General features: G+C 65.1%; 22 protein-coding genes. 10 read left to right on the top strand and 12 right to left on the bottom strand.

What is annotated here, in order from left to right:
- The first annotated feature begins 2 nt into the window (after positions 1-2).
- A complete protein-coding gene (locus tag IQ16_RS29540) occupies positions 3-1457 on the top strand; it encodes a GH1 family beta-glucosidase (RefSeq protein ID WP_018646512.1) in 1455 nt (484 codons plus the stop codon).
- Between the two features lie 9 nt (positions 1458-1466).
- On the opposite strand, the gene IQ16_RS29535 is transcribed toward IQ16_RS29540, so the two are convergent.
- From IQ16_RS29535 to IQ16_RS29490, 10 genes are all read right to left on the bottom strand, one after another.
- On the bottom strand, positions 1467-2057 hold the full coding sequence (locus IQ16_RS29535) for a hypothetical protein (protein ID WP_051123049.1): 591 nt from the start codon (positions 2055-2057) through the stop codon (positions 1467-1469).
- A gap of 16 nt (positions 2058-2073) precedes the next feature.
- Positions 2074-2631, bottom strand: a complete 558-nt coding sequence (locus IQ16_RS29530; protein WP_018646514.1) for an HNH endonuclease — start codon at positions 2629-2631, stop codon at positions 2074-2076.
- Between the two features lie 202 nt (positions 2632-2833).
- Entirely contained in the window at positions 2834-3811 is a 978-nt protein-coding gene (locus tag IQ16_RS29525) for a peptidyl-alpha-hydroxyglycine alpha-amidating lyase family protein (RefSeq protein WP_018646515.1), read from the bottom strand.
- Positions 3812-3981: 170 nt separating this feature from the next.
- On the bottom strand, positions 3982-5757 hold the full coding sequence (locus IQ16_RS29520; RefSeq protein WP_018646516.1) for a flavin-containing monooxygenase: 1776 nt from the start codon (positions 5755-5757) through the stop codon (positions 3982-3984).
- A 78-nt stretch (positions 5758-5835) separates the two neighbouring features.
- Positions 5836-6921: a DUF2855 family protein gene (locus tag IQ16_RS29515; protein WP_026312542.1), complete on the bottom strand. Its 1086-nt coding sequence runs from the start codon at positions 6919-6921 to the stop codon at positions 5836-5838.
- Positions 6922-7103: 182 nt separating this feature from the next.
- Positions 7104-7730 (bottom strand): general stress protein, encoded by a 627-nt coding sequence (locus IQ16_RS29510; protein ID WP_018646518.1) that lies wholly within the window; start codon positions 7728-7730, stop codon positions 7104-7106.
- Positions 7731-7744: 14 nt separating this feature from the next.
- Positions 7745-8065 (bottom strand): PepSY domain-containing protein, encoded by a 321-nt coding sequence (locus tag IQ16_RS29505; protein ID WP_018646519.1) that lies wholly within the window; start codon positions 8063-8065, stop codon positions 7745-7747.
- Positions 8066-8359: 294 nt separating this feature from the next.
- Positions 8360-9868, bottom strand: a complete 1509-nt coding sequence (locus IQ16_RS29500; RefSeq protein WP_018646520.1) for an acyl-CoA synthetase — start codon at positions 9866-9868, stop codon at positions 8360-8362.
- Between the two features lie 24 nt (positions 9869-9892).
- Complete coding sequence (locus IQ16_RS29495) at positions 9893-11077, bottom strand: ABC transporter substrate-binding protein (protein ID WP_018646521.1); 1185 nt, start codon at positions 11075-11077, stop codon at positions 9893-9895.
- 37 nt (positions 11078-11114) lie between these two features.
- Positions 11115-12089, bottom strand: coding sequence for an NAD(P)H-dependent flavin oxidoreductase (locus IQ16_RS29490; protein WP_018646522.1), 975 nt, complete (start codon positions 12087-12089; stop codon positions 11115-11117).
- A gap of 182 nt (positions 12090-12271) precedes the next feature.
- Between IQ16_RS29490 and IQ16_RS29485 the strand changes: the two genes are divergently transcribed.
- On the top strand, positions 12272-13159 hold the full coding sequence (locus IQ16_RS29485; RefSeq protein ID WP_018646523.1) for a LysR family transcriptional regulator: 888 nt from the start codon (positions 12272-12274) through the stop codon (positions 13157-13159).
- A 148-nt stretch (positions 13160-13307) separates the two neighbouring features.
- Here the strand turns inward: IQ16_RS29485 and IQ16_RS29480 are convergent, their stop codons facing one another.
- Complete coding sequence (locus IQ16_RS29480) at positions 13308-13961, bottom strand: DNA-3-methyladenine glycosylase family protein (protein ID WP_020608058.1); 654 nt, start codon at positions 13959-13961, stop codon at positions 13308-13310.
- Positions 13962-14087: 126 nt separating this feature from the next.
- Here IQ16_RS29480 and gluQRS point away from each other — a divergent pair, with 126 nt between their 5' ends.
- Entirely contained in the window at positions 14088-14957 is an 870-nt protein-coding gene (gene gluQRS / locus IQ16_RS29475) for a tRNA glutamyl-Q(34) synthetase GluQRS (protein WP_026312544.1), read from the top strand.
- Between the two features lie 103 nt (positions 14958-15060).
- Positions 15061-16320, top strand: a complete 1260-nt coding sequence (locus IQ16_RS29470) for an ATP-binding protein (RefSeq protein WP_018646525.1) — start codon at positions 15061-15063, stop codon at positions 16318-16320.
- Here IQ16_RS29470 and IQ16_RS29465 read toward each other — a convergent pair.
- On the bottom strand, positions 16247-17140 hold the full coding sequence (locus IQ16_RS29465; RefSeq protein WP_018646526.1) for a YihY/virulence factor BrkB family protein: 894 nt from the start codon (positions 17138-17140) through the stop codon (positions 16247-16249). The two genes, IQ16_RS29470 and IQ16_RS29465, sit on opposite strands and share 74 nt — an antisense overlap.
- Positions 17141-17483: 343 nt before the next feature.
- Between IQ16_RS29465 and IQ16_RS29460 the strand changes: the two genes are divergently transcribed.
- The 6 genes from IQ16_RS29460 to IQ16_RS29435 form a co-directional block, all read left to right on the top strand.
- Positions 17484-17678, top strand: a complete 195-nt coding sequence (locus tag IQ16_RS29460; RefSeq protein WP_018646527.1) for a twin transmembrane helix small protein — start codon at positions 17484-17486, stop codon at positions 17676-17678.
- A 2-nt stretch (positions 17679-17680) separates the two neighbouring features.
- Entirely contained in the window at positions 17681-18253 is a 573-nt protein-coding gene (locus IQ16_RS29455; RefSeq protein WP_018646528.1) for a cob(I)yrinic acid a,c-diamide adenosyltransferase, read from the top strand.
- A 126-nt stretch (positions 18254-18379) separates the two neighbouring features.
- Complete coding sequence (locus IQ16_RS29450; RefSeq protein WP_018646529.1) at positions 18380-19129, top strand: electron transfer flavoprotein subunit beta/FixA family protein; 750 nt, start codon at positions 18380-18382, stop codon at positions 19127-19129.
- A complete protein-coding gene (locus IQ16_RS29445; RefSeq protein ID WP_018646530.1) occupies positions 19129-20073 on the top strand; it encodes an electron transfer flavoprotein subunit alpha/FixB family protein in 945 nt (314 codons plus the stop codon). Before IQ16_RS29450 ends, IQ16_RS29445 begins: the two co-directional genes overlap by 1 nt.
- Positions 20074-20281: 208 nt before the next feature.
- On the top strand, positions 20282-21163 hold the full coding sequence (locus IQ16_RS29440) for a 3-hydroxybutyryl-CoA dehydrogenase (protein WP_018646531.1): 882 nt from the start codon (positions 20282-20284) through the stop codon (positions 21161-21163).
- Positions 21164-21609: 446 nt separating this feature from the next.
- A partial coding sequence (locus IQ16_RS29435; protein WP_488226075.1) for a transposase occupies positions 21610-21780 on the top strand: 171 nt, incomplete at its 3' end.

Raw genomic sequence — 21780 nt, 5'->3', positions numbered from 1 at the left:
CGATGTCCGGAAAAGTCTCGCGGCGCGAATTTGCAGGGCTTGCGGGTCTCGCCGCGCTTGGCGCGGGAATGGGTGCAAAGGCTGCCGAGACCACTGACCGTCACGGGCCCGCGCCTTTCCCCAAGGATTTCCTGTGGGGCACGGCGACCTCGTCCTACCAGATCGAGGGCGCCGTCAACGAGGACGGCCGCGGCAAATCGATCTGGGACATCTTCAGCCATACGCCCGGCAAGATCGAGGACGGCTCGACCGGCGATCGCGCCAACGAGCATTATCATCGCTACAAGCAGGACGTCGCGCTGATCAAGGCGCTCGGCGTCAAGGCCTATCGTTTCTCCATCGCATGGCCACGCGTATTCCCGGAGGGATCGGGCCCGCCTAATCCAAAAGGGCTCGATTTCTACAACCGCCTCGTCGACGAGCTGCTCGCAAACGGCATCGAACCCTACGCCACGCTGTATCACTGGGATCTGCCGCAGGCCCTGCAGGACCGCGTCGGCGGCTGGCAGTCGAGCGACACGTCAAAAGCCTTTGCCGACTACGCCGCCTATGTCGCGGAGCGCCTGACCGATCGCGTCAAGACCGTCTTCACCGTGAACGAGGTTGGGCGCTTCGTGAATTTCGGTTATGGCTGGGGCATCGACGCGCCTGGCCTGAAGGTGCCGACCGCGCAGCTCAACCAGGCCCGCCATCACGTCGCGCTGGCGCACGGGCTTGCCGTGCAGGCGATCCGCGCCTCCGGGCGGGCCCGCACGCGCGTTGGCGCGGCCGAGAACATCGCCGCCTGCGTGCCGGCGATCGCGACACCGGACAACATCCGCGCCGCCGAGATCGCGACGCGCGAGCTCAATGCCGGCTTTCTCGGCGTGGTGCTGGAGGGAAAGTATACCGACGGCTTCCTCGCCTATGCCGGCGCGAACGCGCCGAAGTTCACGCCCGAGGAATTGAAGATCATCGGCACGCCGAACGACTTCGTCGGCCTCAACATCTACGCGCCGCAGTTCTACGTCACCGCCACCGACCGCGCGCCGGGCTTCCACGTGCTGCCGTTCCCGACCTCATTCCCGCACATGAATTCGGAATGGCTGCGGGTCGGCCCAGAGGTGATCTACTGGGCCCCGCGCCTTGCCGCGAAAATCTGGAACATCGAGACGATCTACATCAGCGAGAACGGCACCTCGTCCGAGGACAGGATCGCCGCCGACGGCCAGGTCTACGACCTCGACCGTATCATGTTCCTGCGCAACTACCTGACCCAGATGCAGCGCGCGATCAGCGAGGGGGTGCCCATCCGCGGCTATTTCCTCTGGAGCCTGATGGACAATTTCGAATGGATCTTCGGCTACGGGAAGCGGTTCGGCCTGTATCGGGTCGACTTCGAGACACAGGCGAGGGTGCCGAAGCTGAGCGCGGCGTTCTATCGCGACGTGGTGGCGCGGAATGCGATTGGGGTGTGACACCGTCCTTTATTGGCGGGGCGGGTAGTCGCGTTTGAGCCGCGCGATCTCTTCTGGAGGTGCAGCAAGCAGCATCAGCTTGAGCGGAGATAGCGGGCCGCCATGGCAAGGACCGAACTGGCCGTCGACCCGCCCGCGGTACAGCGTCTTGCCGTCGCTGGTGACCTTGTCGGGGCTAGGTGAAACTCCGATTGTGAGCATCGCACCGGGAGCCCACTCGAGCGGACGGTGAGCGCAGCCACCATCACACCATCTATCGTACGCGACCATTGCGATACGATCGATCTTGCTGCGAGGAAGCACGCCCCTCAGGACTTTGACGTCCTTAAATCCAAGCAGCTCGATCCCGGTGTCCGGTCCGGAAAGGTGGTGGATGCTGGTGAGACGGCCGCTAAAGACAATCGGGCTTAGATTCTCGAGAGCGGCACGTGCCTCAAGATCCACGACTGTTTTTGTTGGATCGACATTTGTGTTTACGGATTCGAAATAGGAGGCGGTCGGAAGGCCGCAGTCCAGTCCGTAGACGGTAGCGGGCCATCCAGCTCCAAGAGCGGCCAGGAAGAGAGCCGATCGAACACCGCGGGAAAAGGCGAACCGCATCGCCGGCCGCCAGACCCTACGGATCCAGCTCCGTATCCCAGTACAGATAGTCCAGCCAGCTGTCGTGCAGATAGTTCGGCGGGAACAGGCGGCCGTTGCGGTGGAGCTGGTGCACGGTGGGCGCGAACGCGCTCTGGCGCGGAAACATTTTGGCCTGCGCCGGGGTGAGATTGCCCTTGCGTAGGTTACACGGCGAGCATGCCGCGACCACGTTCTCCCAGGTGGTCTGGCCGCCTTTGCTGCGGGGGATGATGTGATCGAAGGTGAGGTCTTCGGGCGAGCCGCAATATTGGCAATTGAAGCGGTCGCGGAGGAAGACGTTGAAACGGGTGAAGGCGGGATGGGTGGTCGGCTTGACGAAGGATTTGAGCGAGACGACGCTCGGTAACTGCATCTCTAACGTCGGACTTCGAACCGCCTGATCGTAATGTGCAACGATGTTGACGCGGTCGAGAAACACCGCCTTGATCGCGTCCTGCCACGACCACAGAGACAGTGGGTAGTAACTCAGCGGCCGGAAGTCCGCATTCAGCACCAACACCGGCCAACTGCCTTGCGAGACATGTGCGTTCAAGTAACGCTCCCGGCCTCCAATGTACGCTGCGAAGCAGCATGTACTGACATACTACATGCAGCGTGACGGGATTGTGAAGCCCGCCGAGAGACTTATTCAGCCGTGGCCAATGCGGCGGCGGGGTGGCGAAGCGCCCAGAAACGCCGTGATTCGGCGAGGGGCCGGCGAGGCCGGCCGGAACCGCCGGGCGGTCGCCGATGCCTCATTCCGGCACCCGCTCCAGCTTCTGCAGGCACCGCGTCGCACGCACCACGGCGGGCATTTCCTCGTCCGGAAAGCTCGCCTTCCAGTTGGTCACGCCGACCTCGCCGACATAGATGTCGCCCTTCGAATCCAGCGCGATGCCGTGCGGCGCCAGGAACCTGCCGCTGGCAACGCCCGGACCTTCCTCGCCGCCGAGCCGCGCGATGCGTTTGCCCTGCGCGTCGACGATCGACAGCCGCGGGCCGAGATTGGGCACGTTGCGGTTGATGTCGAGGCCGGGGCCGAGCTCGCCGATGACGAAGGTCGGGCGCTTGGCCCCGCCGCAGCAGCACAGCGCGCAGGGCCGGTGCAGATTGTTCCACTGCGTCTCGTATCTGCCCTCGCCGTCGAACACCTGCACGCGATGGTTCTCGCGGTCGGCGACATAGACCCAGCCGTCGGTATCGGTCGCGATATTGTGCACGATGTTGAACTGGCCAGGGTCGGTGCCCGGCTCGCCCCAGCTCTTGATCAGCTTGCCGTCGGGCGTGAACTTGTGCACGCGCGCATTGCCATAGCCGTCGGAGACGTAGATCTCGCCCTTCGGCGACAATGCGGTGTGGGTGCAGCGGTGGAACGGCTCGCCGCTCATGAACGGCGCCGGCTTTGCGGGGATGCCGATCGTCAGCAGTACCTTGCCGTCGGTGGTGCATTTGCGCACCGTGTGGTCGCCGTCGTCGGTGCAGTAGAGATTGTCGTCCGCATCGATATGCAGGCCGTGCGCACGGGAGAACAGGCCTTCGCCCCAACTGCGGAGAAAATTACCCTCGCGGTCTAGCACCACCATCGGATGGGCGCCGCGGTTGAACACGTAGATTCGGTCCTTGCTGTCGACCGCGACCGAGGCGACGTCGGTCAGCGTCCAGCCGTCGGGCAGCTTGGCGAAATTTTCGACGACGCGGTAGCGGTGCTCGCCGCTGCCGAGAATGGCTGGCATGGGTGTCCCTTCCTCTCGCTGTCTCTGTCGTGCTCGCCTGCATCCGCGTCGTCATTGCGAGCGCAGCGAAGCAATCCAGAATCCTTCCGCGGAGACGGTCTGGATTGCTTCGCGGAGCCTGTCATCGGGCCGCGCTGTGCGCGGACCCGGTGGCTCGCAATGACGGAGGCTCAAGTTGCGCTCACCTCGCGCCCCAGCATCCCTTCCTCGATCGCCTTGATCTGGAGCGCGAGGTATTTCGAGTTGATGCGGCATTGCGCGAGGCTGCCGGCGATGAACCAGAGGCCGGGCTGCTTCGTGCGCGCATACATGTTGCGCAGCTCGAAACCCTCACCAAAGCCCCAGATCGGGCCGACGCGGTCGGCGATTGCGTCGCCGAACAATTTCCGCACCAGATATTCCTGCGGCTTGTAGCCGGTGGAGAGCACGATCAGATCGGCGGCAATGGTCGAGCCGTCCGTCATCCGCGCGCCCTCGGCGAGGAAGCGCTCGATGTCGGAAAACTGCCTGAGCTTGACCGCGCCCTCGACGATCAGGTTGGAGCAGCCGACGTTGAAATAATAGCCGCCGCCGCGGGTGAGGTATTTGAACTGCCAGCCGGTGCCGGCCTCGCCGAAGTCGAGCTTGAAGCCGACGCGCGAGAGGCCGTCGAGCAGCTCCTTGTCGAGCTGCTTCGACTGCTCGGTCAGCATCACATGCGTCTTCCTGGCGAGCGGCGTCGGCATCGAGGCCGCGATCAGATCGTTGTCCTCGAGCGTACCCTCATTGTAGGTCGCGTAGGCAAGCTGCGCCGAAGGCTCGATATTGGTGACCAGCGTCGGCGAACGCTGCACCAGCGTCACCTCGGCGCCGCTGGAATGCAGATCCTGTGCGATGTCGTGGCCGCTGTTGCCGGTGCCGATGACGATGGCGCGCTTGCCGGTCCAGTTCTCGCCGTCCTCGTAGCGGCTGGAATGCACCAGCGTCCCCTTGAAATTGTCGAGGGTCGGAATGTCAGGGATATTGGCGATGCCGCTGACCCCGGTCGCCATGATCACATGGTGCGGATGCATGGTGCGTCTGCTGTCGTCGGCGCGGCGCAGGGTGACGGTCCAGTGGCCCTTGGCCTCGTCATACGAGCCGCCCTCGAACTCTGTGCCGGTCCAGTAGTCCAGCTCCATGGCATCGACATAGGCTTCGAACCAGTTGGCGAGCTTGTCCTTGGGGATATAGACCGGCCAGTTCGGCGGAAACGGCATGTAGGGGAGGTGATTGACCTGCACCTGATTGTGCAGGGTGAGCGCGTGATAGCGCTTGCGCCAATTGTCGCCGATCCGCATCCCGCGATCGACGATCAGGGTGTCGACCTTCAACTGCTTCAGCCGCGCCGCAATCGCGAGCCCGGCCTGGCCGCCGCCGACCACCAGCACGGCCGGATCGCGATCGGAATAGTCGCGCGAGGCGTTGCGCAGGTCGAGCCAGTTCGGTCCGCGGAAATCGCGCGAATAGGCCTGGCCGCGCGGCCGCGAGGTGCCGAGCTGCTCCTCGAAGCTCTTCAATTCGTCGAGCGCGGTGAGCAGCGTCCATGCCTTCAAGCGGTCGCCGTCGGCGGCGTCAGGGACGAGCCGCACGATACCGCTGCCGCGGCCTATCGCGGTCTCGAAACTGAAGATGGCTTCGATGTTGTTCGTGCCGGCGCGCGTCACCCAGCGCGGCGGTGCGCGGTTCGCTGCGATCTTGAAATTGGCCGGCGCGGCCTTTGGTGCGAGTGCTGTCAGCGCCCGAGCGACTGCATCTTGGCCGGCGATCGTTTGCAGGTTCCAGCTCAGTGCCAGCACATCGCGCCAGAAACATTCGGCGACGAATAGGCGGGCGAGTGCTTCGCGATCGGGTTTGCCCAGCGTCCGCTCGAAATCGTCGAGCCAGGCCTGTGCGGCGACGGAAATATCCTTCGTCCTGTCCAGCATTGGCGACCTCGTGGCCGTCTTCGCGGCGTTTCCTCTGAGATCGAACGCTATACCGGATCAATCCATGTCAAAAGCGCTTTACCCGAGCAGCGAGAGCATATGGCCCTGCTCCGGCGGAATGCGGCCCTGCAGCGTGTCGAGATAGACCTGCCGCACTGCCTCGGGCCCACGGCTCTCGATCACGGTCAAGCATCGCTCCAACATCGGCGCGAAGCCGGCCCAGGCCGCACCAAGGCGCTGCTCGATGCCGCCCGGACCCCATTCCTTGGCGCGCTTGCGGATGTGGTCGGGCGCGAAGAACCAGCGCGGCTTTGCGCCGGGCAGGACGCCTTCGTCGGCATCGGTCGCGCGATGCGTCAATCCGACGCGTACCGAGCACTTCATCTGGTCGCCGAAATGTCGGTGCAGCGTGGTGCGCAGCGCGCTGTTGCCGGCCATGTCGACGAAGGCAACCGGTGCGTCCGACGGCAGCGACGTCACGCGGTCATAGGTGACGACCTCGTCATAGCAGCCGAGCGAGGTGACAAAGCCGGTATTGCTTGACGAGGTCAGGCCGATCACCTTGCGGCCGCGCGTGTGAAGCAGATGCGCGAGCCCGAATGCGGTCTTGCTCGAGGCACTCGACAGCAGCACGGCGCGCGCGCCGAAATCGTCGTTCTCGGCGAGGAAGTCGTCGACCAGGAACGACAGCATGAACAGCGGCCGCAGCAGCGCCTGGTAATCGCCCTGCCGCCCCGCGTAAGCGGGGTCGCCGCCGACGCGCGCATAGGCATTGTAGACGGGCGCAACGCCCTGCCGGTGCGCGGCGCCGTCGCGCAAGCCCCGCTTGCTGACGTCGGTCGCTTCGATCACGAGATGCGTCGCCATCGGGAAATAGCCGAACAGGCGCTCGCCAACCGGCACGTTCGGATGTTTCGAGGCGATCACCTCGCCAAAGCCCCATACCGGAATGTTGCCGAATCCCTCAGGTGCGGGAAAGATCTGCCAGTATTTCAGCTCGTCGCCCATGACCGCATAGGTGATGTTGTTGGCGGTGAACGCAAAGCGCTCGACTTTGACGAGCAGTGCGTCCTGCGGAAGCGCGTCTGCCGCGGGAAGCCCGGTTGCGATCGTCTTGCAGGTTTCGAGATTGTCCCGTGCAACGATGAAGTCGGTGGCTGTCATGATGTCGATCCCGGCTCTGATCCGCACCGGCATCTCATCGGCTATGCGCGCCCCGTTTGCAACCTCAACATAGTTTTAAACGCTGTTTGCTGCTGCGGGGCATGCACAAGGGAAAGGCTCCACTTCAGCGGAGCCTTTCTTTGCGAGTGGAATTGCCTGTCACTCTACAGGTGGCAAGCCAACTATCTTCGGGTGCCCGCGCCATACAACTCGCGTTCGCGCCCGACATCATCGGGGGACAGCGGTGGGCTGGCGGCATCGAAGCTGGTCCAGCCGGACTTTTTCCAGGCAGCGCTCCGGTCCTGCAGGTTCACCGACCTCTCGTGCAGAAGGGCATCGAGACGCGAGCGGTCCTGATCGGGGACCTTCACCGAAACCAGCGTTCCGCCCCTGCGGACGCCCTCGGCGTAGCGAGACGCATCGTCCCTGGACACGCCGGCCTCAGTCAGCGCACCGACGATGCCGCCAGTGGCAGCGCCGGCCGCCGCGCCTACCGCGGTCGATGCCAGCCAGCCGGCAGCGACGACGGGTCCGAGTCCAGGAATAGCCATCAATCCCAGTCCCGCCAGCAGGCCCGCCGCGCCTCCGAGGCCCGCGCCGACGCCGGCGCCCGTGCCCGCACCTTCAGCGCGGTCGTCGACGCCGTCGCGATCGCGATCGACCTTGCGGGTCGAGGTGCCGTACCAGTTGTCGGAATTGTTGGCGACGATACTGATGTCGGAGTGCGGCACCCCCGCGGCCTCGAGACGGGTGACTGCACGCTCCGCATCCGAATAGTTGTCATAGAGTCGGGAAATGGTGGTGGTCATGTTGCATCCTCCGCTTACTTGGTGGGGTTCACGTTGCCCTGGAAGTCGACGCTCACGTCGGTCTTGGTCCCGGCCTTGTCGGCCTTGCCGCGCCAGACGCCGTCGTTGTCCTTCTGCAGGACGGATACGTTGGAATAACCGGCGGCCTCGATCTTCGATTTCGCCTGGCCTTCGGTGAAGCTGTTGCGCCCCGCGACCGGGGCGTTCGAATTGTTATGATCGGAACTGTTGATCGCGTTGTTGCCCGGCCCGCTTTGCGCGGGCTGCGACTGTGCGCTGACGGGCACTGACCCGAGCAGCAGGAGCGTTGCGGCGAGAATGGGTAGACGTGACATTGTTGTCCTCCGACGGTTGATTGTGCCGGGCGACAACAGACGAGATTCCGATTGGTTGCTCCGCGATGGCGATCAAAGCGCGCCTAAGCAACGCGCAGTGGGTGCGGCAATGGGCGCCGTTACGAACATCACGTGACGTGACGATGCGCAGGAACCATGGCCGATACGTCCCGTTGACGCATCTTTGCAACTCGGTACGCGTTGCCCCTTCACGTGCCCTTTAGGCGACCCTCGCTGATCGCCGGCGGCATGCTTGCCGCGGCATCGATCACCGAGCCGGGGACGCGGACCTGATCAAGCCGCCCAATAGGGATCGCGCAGCTTGCGCTTGAAGATCTTCCCGGTCGCCTCGCGGGGCAGCGCATCCAGGAACTGGACCTCCTTCGGCACCTTGAAGTTGGCCAATCGCTCGCGCAGAAAGGCCTGCACCGCGGCGGTGGAGAGCTGCGCGCCCGTCTCCGGCTCGATGCAGGCGCACAGTCGCTCGCCAAATTCGGCGTCGGGGATACCGAACACGGCGCAGTCGCGCACGCCGGGCATTGCGATCAGAACGTTCTCGATCTCGGCGGGATAGATGTTGACGCCGCCTGATATCACCATGTCGCGCTTGCGGTCGCACAGGAACAGATAGCCGTCTTCGTCGAGATAGCCGACGTCGCCGACGCTGACGAGACCGTCGCGCCCGGCCTCTGCCCGCGCCTGCGCCTTGCCGTGATAGTCGAAATCGGGCACGGCCGTCTGTCGCATGTAGATCTCGCCGACCTCATTGACGTTGCAGAGGCTGCCGTCATCGCGAAAAATCTTGACGATGCCGCCTTCGATGGCGCGGCCGACCGTGCCCGGCTTCTTCAGCGCCTCCTCGGCCGAGTGCGACACCGGGATGCCGGTCTCGGTCGAGCCGAAATATTCGTTGATGACGGGTCCCCACCACTCGATCATGGCGCGCTTCACCTCGGGCGGGCAGGGCGCGGCGCCGTGCACGACGAAGCGCAGCGAGGAGAGGTCGTAGCAGCGTCTTACAGCCTCGGGCAGCCGCAGCAACCGGACGAACATGGTCGGCACCATGTGAATATGCGTGACGCGGTGGCGCTCGATCAGGGCCAGCAGCTCCTCGGCGTCGAACCGCGCCTGGAGGACGATGGTGCAGCCGCTGCGGAACGCCAGCATGCCGTAGGAGTGCGGCGCCGAGTGGTACATCGGCCCGTTGATCAGCACGACCTGGTTGTCCCGCGGCTTGATGCCATAGGCTATCGCGCCGACGCGCTCGGAGGCGGCTGCCTGTTCGGGCTGCATCGGCATGCGCCGCACGCCCTTCGGCATGCCTGTGGTCCCCGACGTGTAGATCATCGCCGCGGCCCGGCGCGGCGGCTCCTGATTTTCCGGATGACCGCCGCGCCAGCGGTCCCAATCGGTCAGGCCCGCCGGGACTTCGGTCAGCTCCGGCGGAACGGCGAAAGTCGCCGCGAGCTCGGGTGGCGTCGCGACGACGAGCAGGTGGACATCCTCGGGCAGGCCGGCGCGGATCTGCGGCAGCAGATCGGCATGGCAGACTAGGATCTTCGCCCCGCTGTCGGTCAGGATGTAGCGGACCTCCTCGGCCTTGAGATGCCAGTTGATCGGCACCACCGGGCTGCCCAGCGCGGCGGAGGCCGCAACCACCTCGAACAGCGCGAAATCGTTGCGCAGCATCATGGCGACCGGAACGCCCTCGGCAAGGCCGAGAGCGCGGAGCCCGCTCGCCGCCCGTCTGATGCGGATCTGGATCTCGTCGTAGCCGATTCGCCGTTCGCCGCTGATGATCATGGCGTGTCCTTACCTTGTTCCAGTCTAGCGATCGTCCAGCACGTCGCCGAACCCGACCCAGCTCTTGCCGTTGAATCGCCGGAGCTGCAGCTGCTGGAACGGCAGATAGTCATCGGGGCCGGTGGTGACAGACATGCCCGGCAGCAGCAGCGGCAGCTTCACCTCTTTGAGCGATGCGGCCTGGCGCATGATGTTGTCGCGGCTGAAATCATCCTTGCATGCCTTCAGCACCGTCATCAGCAGCGTCGCATAGTGGTAGCCGGCAGCGTAGTTGGAATTGGAGAGGTCCGCGGTCGGCATGTACTGCTTCATGAAGGCAAAATAATCCTTCACGCCGGGATCGCTGGCCCATTGCGGGTCCATCGTGTCCTTCTGGTTGCTCGACGAGATCAGGCCGACCGCGTTGTCGAGCCCGGCCGGCTCGAGGAACGAGATCGACGAGGCCGAGGTCGGCACGAAGAACAGCTCGGGCTTCCAGCCGATCTCGGCGACGCCCTTGATCATCTGCGAGGTGAACTTGCCGAGCACGACGCCGAACAGAACGTCGGCGCCCGATGACTTCAGGGTCGAGAGCTGCGAGCTGATCGTCGGCGCGCTGGTCTCGTAGGTCTGCTCCGCCACGATCATGCTGGCGCCTTTCTCGCCGAGCGCACGCTTGAAGCCTGCGACATAGTCGCGGCCGAAATCGTCGTTCTGGGAGAGGATGGCGATCCTCGCGCCGGGCTTCGTGCGCAGCACGTGCTTGGCATAGACCACGCCCTCGGATTCGTAGGCGGCCATGCCGGGCATGGTCCACGGATATTTCTGCGGATCGGCCCATTTCGTCGCGCCCGAGAGCACGAACAGCTGCGGCACCTTCTTGCCGTTGAGGTAGCGCTGCACGGCGCTGTTGGTGGCGGTGCCGAGCGAGCCGAACATCATCAGCACCTCGTCCTGCTCCACCAGCTTGCGGGTCTGCTCCACCGTCTTGGGCGGCGAGTAGGCGTCGTCCAGTGTGATGAACTTGACCTTGCGGCCGTTGATGCCGCCCTCGGCATTGACCTTCTCGAAGAACGCCTCCTGCGTCCGTCCGATCGCTCCGAAGCCGGAGGCGGGACCGCTATAGGGCAGGGTCTGGCCGATCCGGATCTCGTCGCCGCCTTCGGCACGGGCGGTCCCGGTTGCGAGCGTCAGCAACGACAGGCCGATCAGCGCGGCTGCCAGCTTCATGATGTCCTCCCGTTTTTCTTTCTGTCAGTCCGAGCCGTCAGGCGCTGGCGCGCATCAGGAAATCCTGCCGGGCCTGATCGAATTCGCCCTTCATCCGGCCGACGAGCTCTGCGACCGGCGGTGCGTCCATGATCTGGCCGATGCCCTGGCCCGATCCCCAGATGTCGCGCCACGCCTTGGATTTCATGTTGCCGCCGGAGCCGAAATTCATCTTCGACTTATCGGCGGCGGGAAGATTGTCCGGATCGAGGCCGGCGGCGGCGATCGAGGGCCCGAGGTAATTGCCGTGCACGCCGGTGAACAGGTTGGTGTAGATGATGTCGTGCGCGGCATGCTGCGTCAGCGCCGACTTGTAGGCTTCGTCGGCGTTGGCTTCCTGCGTGGCGATGAAGCGCGTGCCCATATAGGCGAGGTCGGCGCCCAGCGTCAGCGCGGAGGCAATGCCGAAACCGTCGCTGATCGCGCCCGACAGCAGGATCGCGCCGCCAAACCATTGCTTGACCTCGCGCACCAGCGCGAAGGGCGACAGCGTGCCGGCATGTCCGCCCGCGCCGGCGCAGACCAGGATCAGGCCGTCGACGCCCTGCTCGGCGGCTTTGCGCGCATGCTTGACGTTGATGACGTCGTGGAACACCAGCCCGCCATAGGAATGCGCGGCCTCGACGATCTCCGCCGGCGGCCGCAGCGAGGTGATGATGATCGGCGCCTTGTGCTTCACACAGGTCTCCATGTCCTTCATCAGCCGGTCGTTGGAGGCATGGCAGATCTGGTTGACGGCGTAGGGCGCGACCTTCTTGCCGGGATTGCGCGACTTGTATTCGCCGAGCTCGTCCTCGATCCGGCTCAACCATTCGTCGAGCTTCTCGACGGGGCGGGCATTGAGCGCGGGAAACGAGCCGACGATTCCCGCCTTGCACTGGGCGATCGCCAGCTCCGGTCCGGAGACGATGAAGAGCGGCGAGCCGACGACGGGCAGCTCCAGATTGTTCTTGAGCAGGGCGGGCAGTGCCATCCGATCCTCCTGATAACGCGCATCGCCGGTCCTTGCGGCCGATGGTGAGCGCTTCCATGTCGATTTGTCGCGCCGGCGGAGTGTTCTCGCCTGGCGGTTTGACCCCACTATAGGGTTGAACGGCGGTCGCGTGATCGTTCAATATTGAACAAGCGCATATTCAGATTTGAACGGAGCCGGTGGTGGATTGGGACCTCTGCAAGACCTTCGTCGCGGTCGCCGATACCGGCAGCTTCACGGCTGCGGCAAAGCGTCTGCATGCCAGCCATCCGACCGTCAGCCGCAAGGTCGCGGCGCTGGAGGCGCAACTCGGCACCAAGCTGCTGGCGCGCGCCGCGGATGGTTTCGTGCTCACCGCCGACGGCCGGACGCTGCGCGAGCACGCGGAGGCGATGGCGGCCGCCGCGCTCCGCGCCGAGGCGGCCGTTGGCGCCGGCGGGCGCAAGGCGCGCGGCACGGTCAAGCTGTCGATCGGCGCGACGCTTGCCTCGCACTGGCTGATGCCGCGGCTGCCGTCCTTTCTGGGCGCGCATGACCATATCCGGCTCGAGATCATCACCCATCCGTTTCCGGCCAGCGTGCGCCGCCGCGAGGCCGACGTGGTGCTGCGCCCGGTCGACAGCGGCGAGGAAAACCTGGTCGGCCGCAAGATCGGCCGTCTCGGCACCGGCTTCTACGCCTCGCGCGACTATGCCGCCGGCCGTTCCCTGCCGGAGCGCAGCGGCGAGTGGAAGGGGCATAGCGTGATCGGCTTTGCCGACCAGGATTCCAACGCGCAGCTGGCGCGCTGGAGCGATGCGATCACACGCCAGGGCACCGTGGTGATGCGCTGCTCGTCGCAAGGCGACATGCTGGCGGCGGTGCGCGCGGGGATCGGAATCTCCGCGCTGTCCTGCTTCGTCGCGGAAAGCTATCCGGACCTCGTGCGCGTCGCGCCGCAGAAGCTCGTCAGCGTCGCCGACCTCTGGCTGCTCGCCCATCCCGATCTGGTCGAGCTGTCCGCGGTGCGCGCCGTCGTCGACTTCGTGGCCGAGTGTGCCCGCGCCGACCGCGAGCGGCTGCGGGGCTAGGGCCTCGTGCCCCGGACGCAGCGCAGCACGCAGTGATGCGCTGCTGATCCGGGGCCCATGCATCCATCTCGCGAAGCCCATGGGTCCCGGCTCTGCGGCGCGTCACTTCGTGCCGCACCGCGTCCGGGACACGATAAACTTGTGATGATCAGGTTTGGCCGGCGAGCACGCCCTCGCGCTTCTTCACCGCGCGATAATAGCTCCACCACAGATGCGCCGCCGCGCCGCGCAGGGGACGCCAGGGCTCGGCGAGCGGTGCCATCTGTTTCTCCGTCGGCCGCGCCTTGAGGCCGAGCCCGATCTTGATGCCCTCCTGCACGGCGAGGTCGCCGGCCGGCCAGGCATCGCCATGGCCGAGACAGAACAAGAGATAGACATCCGCCGTCCACGGCCCGATGCCGGGCAGCGAGATCAGCGTGTGATGCGCGGCGTCGGCATCTTCCTCCGCCAGCACGTCGAGGTTCAGCCGCTGCGCACCGATCTCGCGCGCCAGATGCTTCAGCGTCTTGATCTTGGCGGCGGACAGGCCGAGCCGCCCCAGCCGGTCGGTGCGGGCGCGGCGCACGGCATCATGGTCGAACGGATCGAAGGCGGCGGACAACCGCCCCCAGATCGCCGACGCGCTCGCGGTCGAAAGCTGCTGGCCGCAGACGATGTGCGCGAGCCCGGTAAAGCCCGGCTCGCGTCGCCGCAACGCCGGCATGCCCGCGGTCTCGAGCACGGGCTTGAGCCGTGGATCGCGCTTGATCAGCGCGTGGACGGCTTCTTCGAGGTCGGACTGGGATTCGAGATGGATGGTCATGTGGCTCGGTAAGCTCTCTCCGGCGTCATGGCCGGGCTTGACCCGGCCATCCATCTCCTATCGTAACAGAGTCATGGAAGATGGATTGCCGGGTCAAGCCCGCAATGACGAGTCTTGAGAGAATTCATGCCACCCGTTTTCCGATTTGCCCCGAGCCCGAACGGCCTCCTGCATCTCGGCCACGCCTATTCCGCGCTGCTCAACTTCGATCGGGCGCGCGAGACCGGCGGGCGGCTGTTGCTGCGGATCGAGGACATCGATGCGACACGCTGCCGGCCGGAATATGAAGCCGCGATCTACGAAGACCTCGCCTGGCTCGGGATCGCCTGGGAGACGCCGGTGCGAAGGCAGTCGGAGCATCTGTCCGACTATCGCGCTGCGCTCGAAAGACTCTCCGAGTTGGGCCTCGTCTATCCCGCCTTTGAAAGCCGCGCCGAGATCGCAAGGCTGGTGACCGCGCGAGAGGCCGACGGGCCGTGGCCGCGCGATCCCGACGGCGCACCGCTTTATCCCGGTGACGCCAAATCGGTGTCCTCAGGCGAGCGGGCACGACTGATCGCCTCGGGCGCGCCCTACGCGCTCCGGCTCGACATGGCGGCCGCCTGCCGCCGCGTCGATGGCCTGAGCTGGAACGAACTCGGCGAGGGGCCGGATGGCGAGCGTGATACCGTCCCGGCGCGACCGGAGGCCTGGGGCGACGTGATCCTGGCCCGCAAGGAGACGCCGACCAGCTACCATCTGTCGGTGGTCGTCGACGACGCGCTCCAGGGCGTCAGCGAGATCGTGCGGGGCCAGGACCTGTTTCATGCGACGTCGGTCCACCGCCTGCTCCAGGTCCTGCTTGGCCTGCCGGAACCCGCCTACCGCCACCACGCGCTGATTCGTGACGAGGAGGGACGGAAGCTGTCGAAATCCAGCCGCTCGACGGGGCTGCGGGAGTTGCGCAGCGCGGGCATCACACCTGCCGGTGTTCGCCAGCTGGTGGGATTAGGTTAAGTTTCTCTGGGGGTTAGCTAAACGCTGCCGTGACTCCGAGGGTTCCGTCGTGCCATGCTCGCCGCATAGCCCGGGTTCGAAGGGGATACTTCGAAGGGGAATTATGGCGGCGAAAACGCGCGCGGTGCGCACTACGCGGACGTCCACGCGACCGCCTCGGAAACGGTCCGGGGCGGCCGGGCGGTCGCGCAAGCGCGCCACCAAGGCCGCCGCGCCAGATGTGGTCCAGGCGGCGCTCGCCGCCTTTGCCCACGAGGTCCGCACCCCCCTGACCGGCATTCTCGCGATCAGCGATCTGCTCGCGACCTCCGATCTCGGGGAGCGGGAGCGGCGCTGGGCTGACACCATCAAGGCCGGCGCCGAGCATCTGGCGAGCCTTGCCACGCTGTTCGTGGACGCTGCCAAAACGGGCAAGGGCGCCGGGAAGGCCGGCAGCACGCTGCGGCAGGATCTGTTCGACTTACGGGCGCTCGCACGCAGCACCGGCGATTCGCTCGCCGGGCGCGCCGCGGCCAAGGGGCTGCAGGCCCAGGTCGATATTTCCGACAAGCTGCCGGGGCTGGTGGTCGGCGATCCCGTCCGTCTGCGCGCCGCGCTCGAGAACCTGATCGACAATGCGGTGAAGTTCACCGAGCAGGGCGGTGTGGCGCTGGCGGTGGCGCCCTGGCGTCCTGCCAAGAAGAGCAAAGGCAAGGTCGGCGTCGCCTTCGCGGTGTCCGACAGCGGCATCGGCCTGACCATGGCCGAGATCAAGCGGCTGTTCCGCCCCTTCACCCAGGCCAATGTCACCATCGCCTCGCGTTTCGGCGGCGCCGGCCTCGGGCTGTCCTCGGTGAAGCAGTTGGCGCGCGCGATGGGCGGCGACATCTCGGTCGCGCCGCGCAGTGGCGGCGGCGCCACCTTCACATTGACGGTGTCGCTGGATGCGGCAGGGCCGGCCAGGTCGCGCAAATCGAAAGGCGAAGCCGGGGTGGACGCGTTGTCTGCGCTGCGCGTGCTCAGCGTCGAGGACAATCCGTTCGGCCGCGTCGTGCTCAACACCATCCTCACCGAGCTCGGCCATCATGCCGAGTTCATCGGCCGCGGCGAGGATGCCGTGAACCGGCTGGAGCAGGGCGCCTTCGATGCGGTGCTGATGGACATGGTGCTGCCGGGGATCGACGGCGTCGAGGCGATCAGGCGGATCCGCACCATGCCGGCGCCGCTGGCTCAAATCCCCATCATCGGGGTCTCCGGGCGCGGCGAGGACGAGGCGGCCTCGCGTGAAGCCGGCGCCGACGCTTTCCTGGTCAAGCCTGTGTCTCCGCGGGCTCTAGCGACTGCGCTGCTTGAAGCGACACGCCGTGAGGAAGCTGCGACTTGATGATCGCGGCATTGAGCTCGCCGCCGTAAACGAAGATCGCCGCGATGAAATACAGGAACACCAGCGCGATGATCACCGAGGCGAGGCCTGCATACATCGTCACGTAATTGTTGGCGAAGCGCGCCAGATATTGTCCGAAGACGATGCCTGAGATCAGCGACGCCACGATGGTGAAGACGATGCCGGGCAGGATCTGGAAGAACCTCCTCCGGCCCGCGGGCAGCCAGGCATGCAGGATCACCAGCGCCACCACCAATGCGCCGATGGTGATGCCGTAGCGCAGCCAGGTGAGGATGCTCTCGTTGGATTCGACGAACAGCGGGATATGGCGCCGGGCCGCCTCGATGAAGAGCGGACCGAGCACGATCAGGAATGCCATGGCGAGCGCAGTGAAGGCCGCGACCAACGTGTAGCCGATCGATTCCAGCCGCAGCCAGTACCAGCGCCGCATCTCCACCACGGCATAGGCGCGGTTGAGCGCGACGCGGAGCGCCTCGACGCCGTTCGAGGCGAAGTAGACCGACAGCGCCGCGCCGATGGTCAGCACGCCGGTGCGGGTGGTGGTCAGCACGTCGTGGATTTCGCCCGAGATCGAATCGGCGACCTGCTTGGGCCACACCTCGAGCATCAGGCTGGCGGCCTGATCGGCGAGTTCCTTGGAGCCGAAGAAGCCGGCGAGCGAGGTCAGCACGATCAGGAACGGGAACAGCGCCATCAGGGTCGACAGCGCGATATGGCTCGCGATCGCCCAGCCGTCGTCGGCCAGGAACGTATAGAACGCATCCTCCAGAACGCAGTAGATGTAGCGGATCGCTTTCACGTGGCACCCGCAGTTGCGGCGGATGCTTTCGTACCCTGCTTGCAGTGCGGTTCGCCTCGTCCCGCCTGCGGGGAGAGGCCGACGCGCTCGGCAGCGCACTTGCGCGCCTGAGCGCGGCGGGTGAGGGGGAGTCTCCGCGTGGACGGTGAGAGCCGGGTTCGCGGAGAGTCCTCCTCACCCGAATTCGATCTGCGATCGAATTCGACCTCTCCCCGCAGGCGGGGAGTGGTGAAGGACGGCTGCATCGGATCGATATTCATCCAGCCAGCTTCTGATATTATTGGCTTAAAAGCCAGATCGGGAACGCCATGGCGAACCGCCGCACACGGTGTTATCTACCCTGATGGCATCTATCCTGAGTACTTTCATCCTGCCGATCGCGGTCGGCGCCGTGGCACTGGTGCTGCTGCTCGGTCTCGTCAACATGATGCGCGGCGGCTCGCCGAACACCTCGCAGAAGCTGATGCGCTGGCGGGTTCTGCTGCAGTTCGTGGCGATCGTCATCGCCATGGCCGCAGTCTGGGCGATGGGACGCTGAACATGGTGGTATTGAACCGCATCTATACCAAAACCGGTGACGACGGCACGACGGCGCTCGGCTCGGGCGAGCGCCGTCCGAAATACGATCTGCGCATCGAGGCCTATGGCACCGTCGATGAGACCAATGCCGCAATCGGCGTGGTCAGGCTTCACACCCATGACATGCCCGAGTTCGATGCGATGCTCGGCCGCATCCAGAACGACCTGTTCGACCTCGGCGCCGATCTCGCCGTGCCCGAGCGTGAGGGCAAAGCGGAGCGGCTGCGGGTGGTCGCGAGCCAGGTCGAGCGCCTCGAGCGCGACATCGACGCGCTCAACGACAAGCTCGCGCCGCTGACCTCCTTCGTGCTCCCCGGCGGCACTCCGGCCGCAGCCTATCTCCATGTCGCGCGCACGATATGCCGCAGGGCGGAACGCGTCATCGTGGAACTGGCGGCCCGACCGGGCGAGCCGGTCAGCGCGGCTGGCATCCAGTATATGAACCGCCTGTCGGATTTCCTGTTCGTGGCGAGCCGAGCCGCTAACCATAACGGCGCCGGGGACGTGCTCTGGGTTCCGGGCCAGAACCGCTGACCCATTTGGGCGGTGCATTTCTAAGGTCTAAAAATTGGCCGCTTCGCGCGTTGACCGGGCCGGATCAGGCCTTTAGGTTCCGCGCCAGTTGATAACCCCCCTCCCAAATTGAGTGAAAGAGGATCGATGAAGGTCTTAGTGCCGGTAAAGCGGGTGGTCGATTACAACGTCAAGGTCCGCGTCAAGGGCGATGGATCGGGCGTTGAACTCGCCAACGTCAAGATGTCGATGAACCCGTTCGACGAAATCGCGGTCGAGGAAGCGTTGCGTCTGAAGGAAGCCGGCAAGGCGACCGAAGTCGTGGTGGTCTCCATTGGGCCCGCGCAGGCGTCGGAGACGATCCGCACCGGTCTTGCCATGGGCGCCGATCGCGGCATCCTGGTGAAGGCCGAAGGCACCGTCGAGCCGCTCGCCGTCGCCAAGATCCTGAAGAAGGTTGCGGACGAAGAGCAGCCTGGCCTCATCATCCTCGGCAAGCAGGCGATCGACGACGACAGCAACCAGACCGGCCAGATGCTGGCCGCGCTGCTCGGCTGGTCGCAGGCGACCTTCGCCTCGAAGCTCGAGGTTGAAGGTTCTGACTTCAAGGTCACGCGCGAAGTCGACGGGGGCTTGCAGACCGTCAAGCTGAAGGGACCGGCGATCGTCACCACCGATCTTCGTCTCAACGAGCCGCGCTACGCCTCGCTGCCGAACATCATGAAGGCCAAGAAGAAGCCGATCGCGGAGAAGACCGTTGCCGATTACGGCGTCGATGTCGCCGCGCGCCTCGAGGTTCTGAAGACGACTGAACCGGCGGGCCGCAAGGCGGGCGTCAAGGTCAAGGACGTCGCCGAGCTGGTGTCGAAACTCAAGAACGAAGCCGGGGTGCTCTGATGACGACGCTTCTGATTGCCGAACACGACAATGCGTCGCTCAAGGATGCGACCAACAAGACCCTCACCGCGGCTGCTGCGCTCGGCGCGGACGTCGAGGTGCTGGTGGCCGGCCAGAACGCCAAGGCGGCGGCTGATACCGCTGCCAAGCTTGCCGGCGTGAAGAAAGTGCTGCTCGCCGACGGCGAGCTCTACGCGCATGATCTCGCCGAGCCGCTGGCCGCGCTGATCGTCTCGCTGGCCCCGTCCTATGACGCGATCGTCGCGCCCGCGACCTCGCGCTTCAAGAATGTGATGCCGCGTGTCGCGGCCCTGCTCGACGTCATGCAGGTCTCGGAGATCATCAAGGTGGTCGCCCCCGACACCTATGAGCGTCCGATCTATGCCGGCAACGCCATCCAGACGGTGAAGTCGAAGGACGCCAAGAAGGTCATCACGGTCCGCACCTCCACCTTCGCCGCGGCAGGCGAAGGCGGCAGCGCGCCGGTCGAGACCGTGGCGGCGGCGGCCGATCCCGGCCTGTCGTCCTTCGTCGGTGAGGAGGTCGCCAAGAGCGACCGTCCCGAGCTGACCTCGGCCAAGATCATCGTCTCCGGTGGCCGCGCCATGCAGAGCCGGGAAAACTTCGCAAAGTACATCGAGCCGCTCGCCGACAAGCTGGGTGCCGGCGTCGGTGCCTCGCGTGCGGCGGTGGACGCCGGCTATGCCCCGAACGACTGGCAGGTCGGCCAGACCGGCAAGGTCGTGGCCCCCGAGCTCTATGTCGCCGTGGGCATTTCCGGCGCAATCCAGCATCTGGCCGGCATGAAGGACTCCAAGGTGATCGTCGCGATCAACAAGGACGAGGACGCGCCGATCTTCCAGGTCGCCGATTACGGCCTGGTCGCCGACCTCTACCAGGCGGTTCCGGAGCTGACGGCCGAACTCGGCAAGCTCGGCAAGTAAACCGCGTTCAAAACACCGGCCGGAGGTATAAACTCCGGCCGGTGTTTCATTTTTGAGCGTTTTCTTTGGCGTGGGGCACGCCTTCGAAGCGATCCAATCTAGGTTTCGAGCCAAGGTTCTGATTAAATCAGGCTACTGGTCAAATCAGACCTCCCGGCTCAGGGGATAGGCAGGGCGCGATCTGCGCGCCGTTCCGGTGGATGACATTATGGCGGCAGTGATCAAGAAGGTCGGCGTGATCGGCGCGGGTCAGATGGGCAATGGCATCGCGCATGTTGCGGCGCTCGCCGGCTTCGACGTGGTGCTCAACGACGTTTCGGCCGACCGCCTCAAGTCGGGCATGGCCACCATCAACGGCAATCTGGCCCGCCAGGTCTCCAAGAAGGTCGTCACCGAGGAGGCCAAGACCCAGGCGCTCTCGCGCATCGTGGCCGCCGAGAAGTTCGACGACCTCGCCGACTGCGATCTCGTGATCGAGACCGCGGTCGAGAAGGAGGAGGTCAAGCGCAAGATCTTCCACGAGCTCTGCGCCATCTTGAAGCCCGAGGCGATCGTCGCCTCCGACACGTCTTCGATCTCGATCACGCGGCTCGCCGCCGCCACCGACCGGCCCGAGCGCTTCATCGGCATTCATTTCATGAATCCGGTGCCGCTGATGGAGCTGGTGGAGCTGATCCGCGGCATTGCCACGGATGATGCGACCTTCGAGGCGGCCAAGGAATTCGTCGCCAAGCTCGGCAAGCAGGTCGCGGTCTCCGAGGATTTCCCGGCCTTCATCGTCAACCGCATCCTGCTGCCGATGATCAACGAGGCGATCTACACGCTGTATGAAGGCGTCGGCAATGTCGAGGCGATCGACGCTGCGATGAAGCTCGGCGCGCACCATCCGATGGGGCCGCTCGAGCTTGCCGACTTCATCGGTCTCGATACCTGCCTGTCGATCATGCAGGTGCTGCACGAGGGGCTCGCCGATTCCAAGTACCGCCCGTGCCCGCTGCTGGTGAAATACGTCGAGGCCGGCTGGCTCGGTCGCAAGACCCAGCGCGGCTTCTACGACTACCGCGGCGCCAAGCCGGTTCCGACGCGCTGACCCATTTCCCGGTGCCGTAGGGTGGGCAAAGCGAAGCGTGCCCATGCATTTTTTGCGACCATGGTGAGGTGGTGGGCACGGCGCAAATGCGCCTTTGCCCACCCTACGGCATCTCGGCCGTGGGTCGACCGTGTGACAATTCATGTCCCATTAACCCCTCGCGTCTAGGTTACAGCCGGTACGAGGGTTCGCGTAATGGACATGATGGCGATGGTCAGCACCATGCTGGCCGCTCAGCAAGGCGCGCTGCAGTCGAATATTGCGGCGACGCTGACCAGTCGTCCGTGAAGAAGGACTAAGCCACTGATCGGGAATCTCGATTTGGGCTAAGGGGCATTTCCAGATTGCAAGGTTTTGATGCTTTGGGCGTCAGAACCTTGCGATTTGGTTTTCGTGGATTCCCTCGAAGCGGGAAGCATGATTCCTTGTCTGCATCGGAGGGAACGATGCGGCCGAAGAAGCACAAGACGACGGGATCGAACGATCTGTTCCGGGCTCGGCTCGACCAGATCATCAATATGAAGCACGAGCTGGTTCTGCTCGCCGGCAAGGTCGATTGGGACTGGATCGACGGCGAGATCGCGCCGCTCTACAGCGAGAACGGCAGGCCCGGGATC

The organism is Bradyrhizobium huanghuaihaiense (assembly GCF_007830635.1).
GTDB lineage: Bacteria > Pseudomonadota > Alphaproteobacteria > Rhizobiales > Xanthobacteraceae > Bradyrhizobium > Bradyrhizobium huanghuaihaiense.
The sequence above is the reverse complement of the archived record's forward strand: the minus strand, read 5'-3'. Positions and strand labels throughout refer to the sequence as shown.

Bases quoted from the DNA above. Each gene is read 5' to 3' on its own strand.
- IQ16_RS29450 (WP_018646529.1), top strand. From the start codon at position 18,380: ATGAAGGTCTTAGTGCCGGTAAAGCGGGTGGTCGATTACAACGTCAAG.
- IQ16_RS29495 (WP_018646521.1), bottom strand. From the start codon at position 11,077: ATGAAGCTGGCAGCCGCGCTGATCGGCCTGTCGTTGCTGACGCTCGCA.
- IQ16_RS29455 (WP_018646528.1), top strand. From the start codon at position 17,681: ATGGTGGTATTGAACCGCATCTATACCAAAACCGGTGACGACGGCACG.
- IQ16_RS29540 (WP_018646512.1), top strand. From the start codon at position 3: ATGTCCGGAAAAGTCTCGCGGCGCGAATTTGCAGGGCTTGCGGGTCTC.
- IQ16_RS29500 (WP_018646520.1), bottom strand. From the start codon at position 9,868: ATGATCATCAGCGGCGAACGGCGAATCGGCTACGACGAGATCCAGATC.
- IQ16_RS29480 (WP_020608058.1), bottom strand. From the start codon at position 13,961: ATGACCATCCATCTCGAATCCCAGTCCGACCTCGAAGAAGCCGTCCAC.
- IQ16_RS29440 (WP_018646531.1), top strand. From the start codon at position 20,282: ATGGCGGCAGTGATCAAGAAGGTCGGCGTGATCGGCGCGGGTCAGATG.
- IQ16_RS29490 (WP_018646522.1), bottom strand. From the start codon at position 12,089: ATGGCACTGCCCGCCCTGCTCAAGAACAATCTGGAGCTGCCCGTCGTC.
- IQ16_RS29470 (WP_018646525.1), top strand. From the start codon at position 15,061: ATGGCGGCGAAAACGCGCGCGGTGCGCACTACGCGGACGTCCACGCGA.
- IQ16_RS29460 (WP_018646527.1), top strand. From the start codon at position 17,484: ATGGCATCTATCCTGAGTACTTTCATCCTGCCGATCGCGGTCGGCGCC.
- IQ16_RS29525 (WP_018646515.1), bottom strand. From the start codon at position 3,811: ATGCCAGCCATTCTCGGCAGCGGCGAGCACCGCTACCGCGTCGTCGAA.
- gluQRS (WP_026312544.1), top strand. From the start codon at position 14,088: ATGCCACCCGTTTTCCGATTTGCCCCGAGCCCGAACGGCCTCCTGCAT.
- IQ16_RS29515 (WP_026312542.1), bottom strand. From the start codon at position 6,921: ATGACAGCCACCGACTTCATCGTTGCACGGGACAATCTCGAAACCTGC.
- IQ16_RS29520 (WP_018646516.1), bottom strand. From the start codon at position 5,757: ATGCTGGACAGGACGAAGGATATTTCCGTCGCCGCACAGGCCTGGCTC.
- IQ16_RS29535 (WP_051123049.1), bottom strand. From the start codon at position 2,057: ATGCGGTTCGCCTTTTCCCGCGGTGTTCGATCGGCTCTCTTCCTGGCC.
- IQ16_RS29445 (WP_018646530.1), top strand. From the start codon at position 19,129: ATGACGACGCTTCTGATTGCCGAACACGACAATGCGTCGCTCAAGGAT.
- IQ16_RS29505 (WP_018646519.1), bottom strand. From the start codon at position 8,065: ATGTCACGTCTACCCATTCTCGCCGCAACGCTCCTGCTGCTCGGGTCA.
- IQ16_RS29510 (WP_018646518.1), bottom strand. From the start codon at position 7,730: ATGACCACCACCATTTCCCGACTCTATGACAACTATTCGGATGCGGAG.